A 13999-nucleotide genomic window follows, 5' to 3' on the forward strand; every position below is an offset into this window, starting at 1 on the left:
GGAAGGGAGGTATGGGCGGATGCCGAAGCCGCACGACTCGCACGACCGGTGGCTGGGCGCCGTGCTGCACGCGGCGTTCTTCCTGCTGCTCGGTGGTGCCCTGGCCCGCTTCCTGACACGCCACCCGGGTGAGCCCCGTACGCCGTGGATCATCGCCCTGTCGTGCGCCCTGGCTGTCCTGCACCTGCTGGGGCCCGCTCTTGCCGATGGGACGGCGGGACCGGACCGGCAGCGAGCGGCCCCGCAGGCGCCGGACCGTAGCCGGGCCGCCCGCTTGTGGTCCCTCCGCCCCCTCCGACACCTCCGAACCCGTCGGCCGCACCGCGCACCCGCCCGCGACCAACCGACGCCCCTACGCCCGTCCCACCCTCGGCCATCGTCCACCCCCCAGCCATCGTCCACAGCCCAGCCATCGTCCACAGCCCGGCCATCGTCCGGTCCCCGGCCCTCCTGGCTCGGACCCGCTTGGCTCGCGCTGGTCGTCGTCGTGTGGATGGTGCTCGTGGTCCTCGCGCCGAGCTACTCCTGGTGCGCGGTGCCGCTCTTCTACACCGGCCTGCGCACCCTGCCGACTCGGGCGGCACTCGTCCTGGTCGCCGTACTGACGGCGTTCGTCGTCGCCGCGCAGGTCAGACTCGCCGGGCACCTCGACCCGAACCAGCTGCTCGCACCCCCGGCTGTCGCCGCCATCGCCACGGCCGTGTTCCTGCAGACCCGCAGACAGGCCGCCCGGCAACGCTCCCTGATCGACGACCTGCTGCGCACCCGCCGCGAACTTGCCGCTTCCGAGCGCCGCGCCGGTACCCTCACCGAACGCCAGCGGCTGTCCATGGAGATCCACGACACCCTCGCCCAGGGGCTGTCCAGCCAGCGCATGCTCCTCCAGGCAGCGGAACGGGTATGGGAGTCCGAACCGGGCAAGGCACGCGCCCACGTGCGGTCCGCCGCCTCCGTCGCCGAGCACAACCTCGCCGAGGCCCGGCGCTTCGTTCACGACCTGGCCCCCGCTGACCTCACCCGCGGCAGCCTCGACGTCGCACTGCACGCCCTGGCCGCGCGCGAGTCCGGCGACCACCTCAGCGTGCGCGTCAACGTGGACGCCGGAGCACGGACCCCGCTGCTGCCGGACCGCGTCCAGTCGGCCCTGCTGCGCGTCGCCCAGGGAGCCCTGGCCAACGTCCGGGAACACGCCGGCGCGACCACCGCGGTGCTCACCCTCACCGTCCTCGAGGACCAGGTCGTCCTGGACGTCACGGACGACGGCCGCGGCTTTGACCCGGCGGCAGCGGCCGTACCGGCCGGGACGCGCGGCCACGGTCTGCCCGCCATGCGGGCCCGGCTCGGGCAGCTCGGCGGCACCCTGACCGTCGAGTCGACGCGGCGAGAGGGCACCGTCCTGTCCGCCGTCGTCCCCCTGGAGACAACCCCATGACCCACCCCGCAGCCCCGGCCCCGGGCCATACCCCTGTGCGCATCCTGGTCTGCGACGACCACGCGGTCGTCAGAGCCGGACTGCTCGCCCTGCTCGACAGTGCCCCGGGCATCGAGGTGGTCGGCCAGGCGGCAACCGGCGAGGAGGCACTCGCCCTGTCCGCGAGGCTGTCCCCGGACGTGGTGCTGATGGACCTCCAGCTGGGAGAGGGCATCGACGGCGTGGAAACCACTCGCCGCCTCACCACCGCCCCCGGCGCATCCCCGCACGTCCTCGTGCTCACCACCTACGACACGGACGCCGACATCACCCGCGCCATCGAGGCGGGCGCCACCGGCTACCTGCTCAAGGCCGAACGCCCGGAGGAACTGTTCGCCGCGATCCACGCCGCTGCCCAAGGTCGTCCGGCGCTCTCCGCGCCGGTCGCCAGCCGGGTCATGGCCGGCCTGCGCAGCCCGCGCCCGGCCCTCACCGGCCGCGAGCGCGACATCCTGGCCCAGCTCGCCCGCGGCCTCGGCAACCGCGACATCGCCCGGGCCCTGTTCATCAGCGAGGCCACGGTCAAGACCCACCTGCGCCGCATCTACGACAAGCTGGCAGTGGACAACCGCGCGGGCGCCGTAGCCGTCGCGAAGGAACAGCGCCTGCTGCCGTGAACACCCCCGGTGCGGATGACTCCGCCCGCCCGACCACCCCCAACATCACCGCACGGGCGGGCAGAGGTGTGAAGTACTCGGCGAAAGCGCAGCGAGGCACCGTGGACATCGAGGCCTGGCCACGCGCGAAAAACCAGCCGACGGGGGGGCGACGGCACGCCGTAGGCGTTTGAGCGGTACCTCGCCGGCCGCGCCGAAGGCCTACGAATGAGCGGTACCTGGCCGGCCGCCACGAAGGCCTACGAACCCCGGATGGCCGGCCCTCCCACAGGCTCGCGCCATGCCCCGCGCCAGAACGAGAACGGGTCGGGGGCTCCCTCGTCGACTGGGCGCGAACAGCGCTGTCGCTGGCGTCTGTCGGGCCCGGACGCCGCAGTGGCTCAGGAGTACGTCATCGGGCAGCCGGACCGCAGGCAGTACTGCGCGGCGCGCAGGTAGAGCGCCACGTAGAACGCCGCGTCTTGGTCCTCGGCCCACGTTCCCGGCCGCTCCCGGGCGGTCCGCTCCGCCCCGCCCTGCAGGAACCACAGGCTCAGCGCGAGGTTCTCGCCCGCCGGTATCGCATCCACGGGCAGTCCCACGGCACCGGCCAGCCGCTCGGCCAGGGCGAGTACCCGCGAGGCCCCGGCGACCACTGTCTCCTCGCCGGAGTAGGCGGTGCCGACGGGGAGCACGATCTCCTCCTCCAGCGCGAACGGCACCAGCACGCTCCAGTCGAGGAGGGTCGACAGCTCCGCGTCGGTCAGCAGCGTCCTGCACAGCGCCACGAAGCCGTCCATGGACGGACTGACCTTCTCCTCGAACCAGCCCGGCGCCTCCCGTCCGCTCTGCCACAGCTCGTAACGGGGCAGCCCGCGTCGCTCCAGCTCGGTGTTGAGCGCCGCGGCGACGTCCCCGTACCCGTCTTCCCCCGGCCGCGACCAGTCCTGCGCAGCGACACTCACCAGATAGACACCCATGATCGCAACCTACCGGGCACCACCGACAACGCCGGAGTACAGCACTTCTTCTGCCGCAGCACGGCGTGCTGGTACGGCCGGTGCTTGCTTCGGGTGCATCCGCGGCGGAAGCCGGCTTTCCTTGTCTCCACCGTGCGCAGTTGCTTCCAGCCGACCCCACTGAAGGGGCCAGTATCTCGTACCAGGGGTACATCGCGATGGCCCGAATATCGGTCTGAGCCGCTGGTCGCCGCCGCACCGGGCACGACTCGGCGCGGGCCCAGCGCCAGATCGGAGAAGGGTGCGCTCACCCCTCCGCCCCGGCTCCACCCAGTAGGGCCGGCAGCACGGTCAGGTGCGACCCCGCCAGGCCGTCACGCGGCGTCGGAGGCGAGCGCTTCCTTCACGGCGGCGAAACCGGCGTCATGCGGGACGATGGGCCGGTATCCCAGTTCCGTCACGGCTTTGTCGGTGCGCAGCGTGCACGACTGTCCGATGAACCACCGGGCGGGTACCGGAACGACCTGTGCTGCGGTCTCTGCGTCGATGTCGGGGATGGGCGCGTCGACGCCGTAGAGCGAGAAGACCGTCTCCAGGAAGTCCCGCAGGATGACCGGATGCTGGTCGGTGACGAAGTACGCCTGCCCCGGCCGGCCGTGCCGCCATCCGAGGATCAGGCCCTCGACGGCGTTGTCCACGTACGTCACATCGGTGGTGTGCCGGCCGCCGTCGATCCAGGCGAACTGCCCGGCCTTGGCCGCAGCGGCCAGGCTTTCGGTCAGGCTGCTGTCAGGGCCCCAGACGAACCGTGGCCGTATGGAGACGGTGGTGAAGCCCGGTGCGTTGGTGTCCAGCACGACCTGTTCGGAGATGGCCTTGACCGCGCAGTAGGCGGCTTCGGAGTCCGGCCGCAGCGGTGCGGTCTCGTCCACGTCCAGCAGCGGTTCGCCGGCCAGGAGCGCGGACTCGCTGCCGCAGTGGACGAAGGTGGCGACCCCTGCGGTACGGGCTGCTGCCACAGCCGCTCGGGTGCCACCGACCGTCACCTGCTCCTGGCGCTCGCGGTCGGCGGTGATGTCTGTCTCGGCGGCGAGGTGGAACAGCACCTCGCTGCCCGCCACCGCGTCCTGCCAGCTGGCCGCCTCCGTCAACCGGCCCTGCACGGGCTGCGCGCCGAGGGCCGCGACCTTGTCGGCCGACGCTTGGCTGCGGACCAGTGCGCGGACCGTATGACCTTCGCTGACAAGCCGGCGGATCAGGGCCCGTCCGATGAAACCGGAGCCACCCGTGACGAATGCCTGTGACATGGGAGCCTTCTCTCTCGTGTAGGACGCTTCCCGCTCGCTGTGGGCGGGAGGCCATGTGGTGTGCAGCGATCACGGGCCGTCCGCTGTTCCCTCGAAGCCATTCATGAGTAGACGGGATGCCAAAGAACTTTTGGATGGCTCGCCTCGTCCTGACGCCGGAGCGCCCCTACGCAGCTACGGGCCTTCGGCGGGTCGCCCAAAAGTCTCGGGGTGTCGGCGAGTCACGCCCACGGGCTGACCCCGGCCGGGAGGAAAGTGTTCGACGAGCAGTTGCCCAACAGCGGGGGAGTGCCTGTGGTCACTCGCCCGCGACCACGACGCCTGCGTCGAGCTGTGTCTGTACGCTGCGGGGGACCCGTACTCCGTGACGGCGCAACCCCGCGATGAACCGCGCGACGAGCGGATCGGTGTCGCCGGATGTCACAGCCATCAACTGTCTGGTCCACCGCGGCGAGAACGGCCGGACCACACCAGGAAAGCCCGCACTGACCGCACTTACCGGACAGACCGCGACGCCCAGTCCGGCGGCGGCGAGTTGGGGTGCCGTAGCAGTGACGGACGTGCGCATGACCGCCTCCGGGTGCACACCGGCCCGGGCGAAGGACTCGTCGAGCCATGCGCCGAGGCGGTTGTGCGCCGTGTAGTGCACCAGTGGCGCGCCATCGAGGTCCTGGATCCGCACTGAGGCCCGTTGGGCCAGTGGATGGCCGGTGGGCGCAGCCAGCACGATCTCCTCCTCGGCGACAGCAGTCACCTGGAAACGGTCGGATGGCGGGTCCGGCAGCACGGCGACGTCGACCTCGTCGGACTCGACCAGCCCCAGTGCCTCGTCCATGACGGCGAGCTCATGCAGAGTGATGGTCACTTCCGGGTGGCGTCGGTGCCAGTGGCGGAGCACCGGGGCGAGCAAGGCGACGGTAAGGCTTTGCGCGCAGCCGATCCGCAGCAACCCGCCCCCGGCCTCTCCCACCGCCCGCGCCGACCGTACGGCGGCGGTAGCCGCCTCGACCGCCCTCCGGGCGTCAGCGACCGCGACCCGCCCTGCGGCGGTGAGCCTGACCCCGCGTGCCTCGCGACGCAGCAGGGCCGTGCGGGCTTCGCGCTCCAGTGAAGCGATCTGATGGGACACGGCCGGTTGCGAGGAGTGCAGCAGCAAGGCGGCTCGAGTGATCGATCCGGTGTCCGCGACAGCGATGAGGCATTCCAGCGCGCGAAGAGATGGCATCCAGCGATGCTATGTCAGCCTCGTGAGGCATCCATCTTCCGACGGGCGGAGGGGTCCGCCTGCCCGATCTGATCGGGGACGGCAGACGGCCGGGCTGCTTGAGGGCCACACCGCCCTACTCGGAGCCCCCTACTCGGAGCCGGTGCAGGCCGGGCCGGGGGCGGTGGCCTCATCCGTGTCCGCAGCGGCGGCCCGGCCCGGCCGGCAGACGACGACCACCTACCCGGCGCTGACGCCACTTGCATTTACCCCGCGTCTGCAACTACCGTCTGACGCAATAAAGCGCGCGTGCAACTAATGCGCGCCGACCGAGGCGGAGAGGTCTCGGTGCGGACACACCGATCGAAAAGGCAGCAGCATGTCCCTCAAGAACATCCTTCCCGGCCGACTCGGCTTCGGCACCGCCCCGCTGGGCAACATGTTCCGCGCGATCCCCGACGACGAGGCCCGCGCCACCGTCAAGGCCGCCTGGGAGCAGGGCATCCGCTACTACGACACGGCGCCCTTCTACGGCGCGGGCCTGGCCGAGGAGCGCCTGGGCCAGGTCGTCTCCGCCGAGCCGCGCGATGCGTACGTGCTGTCGACCAAGGTCGGCCGGGTCATCCTGGACGAGCAGGAGACCGACGTTCCCGACTTCGGCGAGAAGGGCGGTCTGTTCGAGCACGGCAACCCCAACAAGATCCTTCACGAGTGGACCGCCGAGGCCACGGAGCGCTCCATTGAGGGCAGCCTCAAGCGCCTTGGTGTCGACCGGCTCGACATCGTCTGGGTCCACGACATCGCCCAGGACTTCCACGGCGACGCATGGCTGCAGAAGTTCGAGGAGGCCCGCACCGGGGCCTTCCGCGTGCTGTCCCGGCTGCGCGACGAGGGAGTCATCAAGGCCTGGGGCCTGGGTGTCAACAAGACCGAGCCCATCGAGCTGACCCTCGCCCTGGACGAGCCTCGTCCCGACGGCTTCCTCCTCGCCGGCCGCTACACCCTCCTCGACCACGACCACGCCCTGCAGCGGCTGCTGCCCATGGCCCAGGAACAGAACGTCGACATGGTCGTCGGCGGCCCCTACAGCTCCGGCATCCTCGCCGGTGGCAGCCACTTCGAGTACCAGCAGGCCCCGCCGGAGATCATCGAACGCGTCGGCAGGCTCAAGGCCCTCGCCGGCGAGCACGGCGTCAGCATCAAGGCCGCCGCCCTGCAGTTCTCCCTCGCCCACCCCGTGGCCGCCGCCGTCATCCCCGGCGCCACCCGGCCCAGCCGCATCGCCGAGGACCTTGCCGCGCTGGACGAGGACGTCCCGGCCGCGTTCTGGCGCGACCTGCGTGCGAGCGGTCTGGTGAGCCCGGCCGCCCCGCTGCCCGAGGGCGCCTGACCCCACCCCACGCGCTTGCCCCCCCCCACATCACGATCCAGGAGAACGACCATGGCCTCCACGTCCGTCAGCCGCATCGTGCCCGCCTCACCCGACGAGGTCTGGAGCCTCATCGGCGGTTTCGACTCCCTGCCCGACTGGCTTCCCTACATTCCCGAGAGCACCGCACTCGAGGGTGGCCGGGTGCGCCGGCTGAAGAATGCCGAGGGCGAGGTCATCACCGAGCGGCTCGTCGACTTCAACGAGACCGAGCGCCACTACAGCTACGTCATCCTCCAGGCCCCGTTCCCCGTCGACGGCTACGTGTCCACCCTCCGGGTCCATACGGTCCCCGGCGAGGAGAACGCCGCCGAGGTCCAGTGGTCCGGCCGCTTCAACCCGGACGGCGCCGCGGAGAACGAGGTCGTGGACCTGTTCACCGGCATCTACCACGACGGCCTCGACGCCCTCCACAAGACCCTCGCCGCCTGACGCCGCGAAGGCAGCTTTCGGGCCGCCCACGAGGTGTCCGCGTCGACGGCGATGGACCAACGGCGGCCCGCCCGCCGGTCACCGAACTTCGGCGTCCCTCGGGGAAGCCGCACCGCCACAAGGGAGCTGGAGCCGTGCTGAGGAAAACGGTGGCAACCGGTGGCTGTTCAGACTTGCTGCTCGAACTCCAAGGCTTCGTACCGGCGCGCGGCGATGTCCTCGCGGGTGCCGACGATGAGGGTCTGGGTGTAGACGTGGCGGTCGATCGACTGACCGTGTATCTGCGCGAGGAGGACGAGGTCGCCCTCGTCCGGTGCTGACTGCCAAGGCCTGGAGAAACCGCCCAGTTGGACGGCGACTCCGTGTGAGGCGCCGCCCGCTGCCGCGTCGCGCACGGAGTCCTCGAAGTCGTCCAGTATGTCGTCGTGGTCCGCGCCACTGTCCAGGAACGCGCTGGTCGCCGGGGCGTCGCGCCAATCGGGTGAGACGGTCAGTCCCGGCACCGGATACAGAACATCCTCCTGGTAGACCCGGACCTGCTCCGGCTCCCCGTCGAGCTCGTATGCCGCCGAGCGTTGTGTGGTCCGCAGGCCGGCGGGGACGTGGAGTACCGCCGAGGACTCCGGCTCGTACTCGATCGCGGCGAAGAACAACAGGCTTCCGTCGGGCGGCAGTTCGATGTCCAGGGCTTCCCGAGGGAGCGCTGCACAATCGATGGTCAGTACCAGAGGCTGGCGCCCATCGGGCCAGTCGACGCCGTCCGGCAGGCATGGGAGGCCTCCCGTGCGCGCGGCGGGACGGGCCTGTTGCTGCTGGGCGGGCGTCAGGCCCTCGAAGGGGACCAGGTGAAGGCACGGCCGGGAGTCGGCGAGGAGTTCCTGTGCCACTGCCTCCGGAACGCCACGCTGCTCGGCCGTCCTCAGAACGAGCTCTTGCACGATCGCAGTGGTCATGTCCGCGATCATGTCAGGCCTCACTGACATCGAACGGTCTCAACTCCCGCACCGGCTATCGCAGTTGACGCGGGTACCGTTGCGTGTCGGACCGAAGGTGCGCCAACTCGTCAGGCGGGAGCCACCCGGGTGGCTCGGGCGGCAGCGGACACCACCTGGCGACGAGATGTCCCTGGTGGTCTGCTGTCTTCACCGGTCCGCGTCCTGTCGGCGAAGGCCGTCGAGGATGACGCTCATCAAAGGCCGCGCCATTGATTCCCAATGCTCCCTGTCCAGTCGGCCGAGGTAGGCGACGAGCAGGAGGACTCCGTGGGCGTCCACGTCCGTGCGGAGGGAACCGGCCGCTTTCCCGGCGTCCAGCAGGTGAGTGAGGGCGCCTTCAATGGGGTTCTGGCTGTGGGTGACGAGGTCCTGCCACGCCGCCGGCTCGAGCGCTGCCAGGACGCCGCGCTTGATCTCGGCGTAGTCGATCACTCGGTCGAGCCAGTGACGCAAGGCTTCCACGGGCTCGTGCTCCGCCAGCAGAGCGGAGGCGGCGGTCACCAGTTCTTCGACGTCGCGCCGGTAGACCTCGGCGAGGAGCGCTTCGCGGTTGGGGAAGTTCCGGTAGAGCGTTCCCTGTCCCACCCCGGCGCGCTTGGCGATCTCGTTGAGGTGGACGTGGCGGGACTCGGCGAGGGCTGCGCGGGCGGCCTCCACGATGCGGGTCCGGTTCTGCGCCGCATCCGGTCGGCGTGCCGGCGTGTTCATAGGCCTCTCCCGAAGTTCCGTCCCTGACAAGTGGACACGTGTCCGCTAGGGTGAATCGCACAGCGGACACGTGTCCACTTTACTTGGAGGCAGTGATGCTCTCTCTGCACGGCAAGATCGTCGCCATCACCGGAGCGAGTGGCGGCATCGGCGAAGCCACGGCTCGTCTGCTCGCCCAGCGCGGCGCCGCGGTCGTCCTCGCAGCGCGCCGCGGCGAGCGCGTCAACGCCATCGCACAGGACATCCGGGAGGCGGGGGGCCGAGCTGCCGCGTGCGTCGTCGATGTCACCAAGCCCGAGGACCTGCAGCGCCTGGTCTCCAGCACCATCGACCAGTTCGGCCGTATCGACGTACTGGTGAACAACGCCGGCATCGCCCCGATCAGCCCGCTGGCCGCCCTGGACACGGAAGGGTGGTCGGCCATGATCGACGTCAACCTCCGGGGCATGCTCAACGGTGTCGCCGCCGCGCTGCCCGTCTTCCGGGCGCAAGGGTCGGGCCACCTCGTCAGCATCGTCTCCGTGGCGGGTCTGTCCGTATCTCCCTCGATGGCTGTCTACGCCGCGACCAAGAACGCGGTGCGCACCGTGCACGAGGGACTGCGCACGGAGTCCACCGACGGGGTGGTGCGCACGACCGCCATCTCGCCGGGATACGTCCGCACCGATCTCGCCGGCTCCATGGCGGATCCGCACATCCGCGAGCAGACGCGCAAGAACATGGAGGCGATGGGCATCCCTCCTTCGGCGGTCGCCCGCGCGGTCGCCTTCGCGATCGAGCAGCCCGATGACGTCGAGATCGGCGAGATCAACGTCCGTCCCACTGTCCAGGCATGACACCTGCTGCCATGGTCGGCCCGGTCGCGGGCGGTGAGCGACTCCTTCCACGCCAGGACCGGGCGCGGGTCCAAGAGCGGACCCAGTCCGGCCGGCCGGGCACGCCCTGGCAGCAAGCGGCAGTCATTCCCGATGGCCAGGGCATCCTGCTCGCGGTATCGGTGACCGGCGGGAACCGAGGGCGAGGTCACGCGACTTCTGCCGAGTCGGAGTACCGCGCCGTGCGCCCCGACTCCGGAGGCGGAGTTCCTCGCCGGTACCGCCGTTGACGAAGGCGTCCTCCGTCACCCGGTGCGCTTCCTGCGGCCGCGCGAAGACCCGGCGACCGGGCAGGCGCCGCTGTCGGAAGCATGAGGTCAGATGCCGGGAACACCGGCCAGGGCGGCACTCAGCCCGAGGACGGCGCTGACGCCCAGGGTGCGCAGGACGCTCCAGCGCACCTTGAAGATCAGCACCACGGCCACTACGGCGATGGCCAGCGCGGTCGGCCGCAGGGTCGACCAGTCCGGTACGGCCGGCTTCAGCGGCCCGGCGGTCACGGTGTCGACGCCGGCGAAGAGAGTGTGTTCGGCGAAGTACAGGGCGAGGTTGGCGATGACACCGACGACGGCGGCGGTGATGCCGGTCAGGGCGGCCGAGACGGTGTGGTTGCAGCGCAGACGCTCGACGTAGGGGGCGCCGAGGAAGATGAACAGGAAGCAGGGCACAAACGTCACCCACGTGGTCAGCAGCGCGCCCAGGAGGGCGGCGGCCCAGGGGTTGAGGGCGCCGGGGTCGCGGTAGGCGCCAAGGAACGCGACGAACTGCACGACCATGATCAGCGGTCCCGGGGTGGTCTCCGCGAGGGCCAGGCCGCGGACCATCTCCCCGGCGCTGAGCCAGCCGTAGTGCTGGACGGCCTGCTGGGCGACGTAGGCGAGGACGGCGTAGGCGCCGCCGAAGGTGACCAGCGCGGTGCCGGAGAAGAACAGGCCCTGCGTGGTGAACACGCTGCCCGAGCCGGTCAGGATGGCGACGGCGGCGACCGGCACGGCCCACAGCAGCAGGCCGACGAGCAGGATCCGCAGAGCCCGGCGGCGGCCGGGCGCCTCGTGGTGGAGCGCGTCGTCGGGGATCAGCGGGGCGGGCCCGCCTTCGGCCGCGCGCGGGGCCGACGGCTGGAGGGTGTGCGGGGCGAGGCGGGCAAGCAGCCAGCCGACGACGGCTGCGGCGGCGATGACCACCGGGAACGGCACGGCGAACAGGGCGAGCGCAGCGAAGGAGACCACCGCGAGGGCGATCAGCGCCGGGTGGGTCAGGGAGCGGCGGCCGACCCGCCACACCGCCTGCGCGACGATCGCGACCACCGCCGGGGCGAGCCCGGCGAACAGTCCGGTGACCGCGGCCGTCGTGCCGAAGGCGACATAGATGGCCGGCAGAGCCAGCAGCGCCACGACGCCGGGGATCACGAACAGGGTGCCGGCGGCCAGCCCTCCGCGCGTGCCGTTCAGCAACCAGCCGATGTAGGTGGCGAGCTGCTGGGCCTCGGGGCCGGGCAGCAGCATGCAGTAGGACAGGGCGTGGTTGAAGCGTTGCTGTCCGATCCACCGCTTGTCCTCGACGAGAGTGCGCTGCATGACCGCGATCTGCCCGGCCGGGCCGCCGAAGGTCTGCAGTGAGATGGCGAACCAGGTCCTCACCGCCTGCCGGAACGGTATGAGATCCCCGCCCTGAGAGATGTCCTGCCCGCGCGGGGCAGTCTCGGAGGCGGGCAGCGGGGAGTGATCGGCGGCGGTCACCGGGGTCTCCGTCCGGTCGTGAGCGGCAAGGGCGGCACCATCCGGCGAAGCCCCACAGCACAGAGCGGGGACGGGCCGGCGCCGAAGGATGTCGCCTCCGGCACCGTCCACGTCCCCGCCGGGTGATGTAACCATGGTTACATCGCTTCGGGTGGCTGAGGGAAGGGCGCCTTACGGCGAGGAACATGAAGACTTCATGTCGCGCCCGCAACCGGCCGCCGGCGCAGTCGACGGCGAGGAAGGAACGTTCCACGTGACACGGCACGCCGAAGGGCGCAGGAGCACGCACAGGTGAGCGAAGGCAGCCTTCCGCAGCAGACCGTGGCCAGTGGCGGTGCGGGGCAGTGGGTGCTGCTCTCGTACCGGCTGCCGCGCGAGCCGTCCACCCCGCGCATCACCGTCTGGCGCAAGCTCAAGCGACTCGGCGTCGCCCAGATCGGCGACGGCCTGATCGCCCTGCCCGCCGACGCCCGCACCCGCGAGCACATCGACTGGATCGCCGAGGAGATCGAAGGGTTCGGCGGCACCGCCACCGTCTGGCTCGCCCAGCCCGGCAGCACGACCCAGGAACGCCGGCTCGCCCAGAGCATGGCCGAAGCCCGGACCACCGAGTACCAGCAGGTCATGGCCCAGGCCGAACAAGCCCGCACGCTCACCGAGGACGAACGCCACCGTGCTCTGCGGCGGCTCCGCGCCGAACTGCGCCGCATCCACCGTCGCGACTACTTCCCCCCACCGGCCAGGCGCGCCGCCGAAACAGCCGTCAACGCCCTGCACCCCACCCGCACCCCCACCGAGGAGAACGCATGAAGTGGGCCACCCGCGCCGGCATCCACATCGACCGCGCCGCCTGCGCGTGGCTGATCCGCCGATTCATCGACCCCGACGCCACCTTCGTGTGCGTCGCCGACCTCGCCCATGTACCTGACGACGCCACCCCGTTCGACATGCGCGGCGCCGACCTCGGCCACCACCACGGCGACTGCAGCTTCGAGACCATCCTGCGCCGCTACGACCTCACCGACGACCCGGCCCTGCAGCGCATCGCCGAGATCATCCACGAAGCCGACCTGGACGACGAACGCTTCGACGCCCCCGAAGCCCCCGGCCTCGACGTCGTCCTGCGCGGCCTGTCGATGATCGGCGACGACGAGCACACCATGACCGTCACCAAGCCCGTCTTCGACGGCCTGTACGAGTACTACCGCCGCGCAAGCCTCCTGGGCCGCGAACCCGCCTGACGCGAGCCGCGGGCCGTGCCCGCTCACACTCCGCCGGAGCCAGGTTCGCCATCAGGACGGAAAAGGGGCGAAACGGTTGGCGGTGCCGGGGTACCCGGCGGCCGCGAGCCACACATCGGAACGGAGAGCAAGCCATGGTGCACGGCACGAGTGCCCGGGAGGTCGTGGACGCCCTGAAGGACGTCGACTTCCCGGCGACCAAGGACGAACTGGTGGAGGCCGCCCGCAGGTCGGGCGGCGGATCGAAGGAGGTCGTGGCGGCGCTGCGCGCCATCCCGCCGGACGAGTACGCGAACAAGGACGAGGTGGCGCGGTCGGTACGGGTGGACCCCGCCTCCGACCTCGGCCTGAGTCCCGCACATCGCGCCGAGCAGGCACGCAAGGGCGGCAGGCCCGGGCCAGTCCCAGCATCTGCGGGACGCGCCGAAGCCGCCGATCCAGGAGGAACTGGACAGCTGACACCGACGGGAGGAACGGGAGGAACGGCAGAGCACGAGGACGGGAGAGCACCATGGCCGGCAAGAAGATGGAAGGCAACGAGGAGCAGCGCAGGGCCGCGGCCCGTGAGGCGGCGGCCGCGGGCGAGAGCCCCAGCGCCCGCAACGAGACCACGGGCGCCTCCAAGCAGCGGACGCATCTGCGCCACGGCGGTTCCGTGACGCACGACGACCGGATCGCGGCGCAGCACCGCGGCAAGCAGCAGTGGCGCCCCGGCGATCTGGCCGAGGAGCAGATCAAGGACCCGGCGGCGGCGGGCGCGGAACGGACGTTCGTCGAGGACGAGCGCCAAGAGTACACCCAGGAGCACGAGCGGGTGTTCCAGGCGGTGTCGGCGGGGCAGGCGGCACACGACGGCGATGCCGTGCTGCTGGACGACATCGCCCGGCGGGCGGACATGCCGCCGAACGAGACGCGGGCGCTGCTGCACGATCTGACACGGGTGCACCGCCTGGTGACCGAACTGGCGGGAACCGACACCCCGGACATGGGCCCCCGCTGGGAGACCAAGCCCCGTCTGTGACCCGGCGCCAAGTGCCGTGATC

Annotated in this window: 14 protein-coding genes and 1 pseudogene; 9 read left to right on the plus strand and 6 right to left on the minus strand. The window is 70.9% G+C overall.

The genetic code is table 11. From position 1 onward, the window contains the following. The first annotated feature begins 19 nt into the window (after window positions 1–19). Window positions 20–1432 (plus strand): sensor histidine kinase, encoded by a 1413-nt coding sequence (locus CHR28_RS02360; protein ID WP_094051696.1) that lies wholly within the window; start codon window positions 20–22, stop codon window positions 1430–1432. Beyond that, window positions 1429–2088, plus strand: a complete 660-nt coding sequence (locus CHR28_RS02365; protein WP_094051697.1) for a response regulator — start codon at window positions 1429–1431, stop codon at window positions 2086–2088. The genes CHR28_RS02360 and CHR28_RS02365 overlap by 4 nt, the downstream gene beginning before the upstream one ends. A gap of 380 nt (window positions 2089–2468) precedes the next feature. On the opposite strand, the gene CHR28_RS02370 is transcribed toward CHR28_RS02365, so the two are convergent. The 3 genes from CHR28_RS02370 to CHR28_RS02380 form a co-directional block, all read right to left on the minus strand. Next, a complete protein-coding gene (locus CHR28_RS02370) occupies window positions 2469–3047 on the minus strand; it encodes a hypothetical protein (RefSeq protein ID WP_094051698.1) in 579 nt (192 codons plus the stop codon). A gap of 353 nt (window positions 3048–3400) precedes the next feature. Beyond that, window positions 3401–4333 carry an NAD-dependent epimerase/dehydratase family protein gene (locus tag CHR28_RS02375; RefSeq protein ID WP_094051699.1) on the minus strand — a complete coding sequence of 311 codons (933 nt, stop codon included), beginning with the start codon at window positions 4331–4333 and terminating at the stop codon, window positions 3401–3403. 298 nt (window positions 4334–4631) lie between these two features. Next, on the minus strand, window positions 4632–5558 hold the full coding sequence (locus tag CHR28_RS02380) for a LysR family transcriptional regulator (RefSeq protein ID WP_094051700.1): 927 nt from the start codon (window positions 5556–5558) through the stop codon (window positions 4632–4634). A gap of 358 nt (window positions 5559–5916) precedes the next feature. On the opposite strand from CHR28_RS02380, the gene CHR28_RS02385 reads away from it, so the two are divergent. Then, window positions 5917–6927 carry an aldo/keto reductase gene (locus CHR28_RS02385; RefSeq protein WP_094051701.1) on the plus strand — a complete coding sequence of 337 codons (1011 nt, stop codon included), beginning with the start codon at window positions 5917–5919 and terminating at the stop codon, window positions 6925–6927. Between the two features lie 51 nt (window positions 6928–6978). Then, complete coding sequence (locus CHR28_RS02390; RefSeq protein ID WP_094051702.1) at window positions 6979–7398, plus strand: SRPBCC family protein; 420 nt, start codon at window positions 6979–6981, stop codon at window positions 7396–7398. A 167-nt stretch (window positions 7399–7565) separates the two neighbouring features. On the opposite strand, the gene CHR28_RS02395 is transcribed toward CHR28_RS02390, so the two are convergent. Both CHR28_RS02395 and CHR28_RS02400 read right to left on the minus strand, forming a co-directional pair. Further along, on the minus strand, window positions 7566–8351 hold the full coding sequence (locus CHR28_RS02395; RefSeq protein WP_094051775.1) for a DUF1963 domain-containing protein: 786 nt from the start codon (window positions 8349–8351) through the stop codon (window positions 7566–7568). 189 nt (window positions 8352–8540) lie between these two features. After that, window positions 8541–9101, minus strand: a complete 561-nt coding sequence (locus CHR28_RS02400) for a TetR/AcrR family transcriptional regulator (protein ID WP_094051703.1) — start codon at window positions 9099–9101, stop codon at window positions 8541–8543. 95 nt (window positions 9102–9196) lie between these two features. On the opposite strand from CHR28_RS02400, the gene CHR28_RS02405 reads away from it, so the two are divergent. Then, window positions 9197–9937: an SDR family oxidoreductase gene (locus CHR28_RS02405; RefSeq protein ID WP_094051704.1), complete on the plus strand. Its 741-nt coding sequence runs from the start codon at window positions 9197–9199 to the stop codon at window positions 9935–9937. Window positions 9938–10293: 356 nt separating this feature from the next. On the opposite strand, the gene chrA is transcribed toward CHR28_RS02405, so the two are convergent. After that, a complete protein-coding gene (gene chrA, locus CHR28_RS02410; protein WP_256984078.1) occupies window positions 10294–11715 on the minus strand; it encodes a chromate efflux transporter in 1422 nt (473 codons plus the stop codon). 291 nt (window positions 11716–12006) lie between these two features. On the opposite strand from chrA, the gene CHR28_RS02415 reads away from it, so the two are divergent. The 4 genes and pseudogenes from CHR28_RS02415 to CHR28_RS02430 all read left to right on the plus strand — a co-directional run bounded on the left by CHR28_RS02415 (window position 12007) and on the right by CHR28_RS02430 (window position 13977). Beyond that, entirely contained in the window at window positions 12007–12525 is a 519-nt protein-coding gene (locus CHR28_RS02415) for a Chromate resistance protein ChrB (RefSeq protein WP_256984079.1), read from the plus strand. Further along, window positions 12522–12956: a chromate resistance protein ChrB domain-containing protein gene (locus tag CHR28_RS02420; protein ID WP_094051705.1), complete on the plus strand. Its 435-nt coding sequence runs from the start codon at window positions 12522–12524 to the stop codon at window positions 12954–12956. Before CHR28_RS02415 ends, CHR28_RS02420 begins: the two co-directional genes overlap by 4 nt. A gap of 134 nt (window positions 12957–13090) precedes the next feature. Then, window positions 13091–13207 (plus strand): annotated as a pseudogene (locus CHR28_RS38720) (DUF2795 domain-containing protein); the annotation flags it as partial. Between the two features lie 260 nt (window positions 13208–13467). Further along, window positions 13468–13977: a hypothetical protein gene (locus CHR28_RS02430; RefSeq protein ID WP_094051706.1), complete on the plus strand. Its 510-nt coding sequence runs from the start codon at window positions 13468–13470 to the stop codon at window positions 13975–13977. Window positions 13978–13999 lie beyond the last annotated feature (22 nt).

It is taken from the genome of Streptomyces sp. XY006 (assembly GCF_002237655.1).
In the GTDB taxonomy this organism is placed as follows: Bacteria; Actinomycetota; Actinomycetes; order Streptomycetales; family Streptomycetaceae; genus Streptomyces; species Streptomyces levis.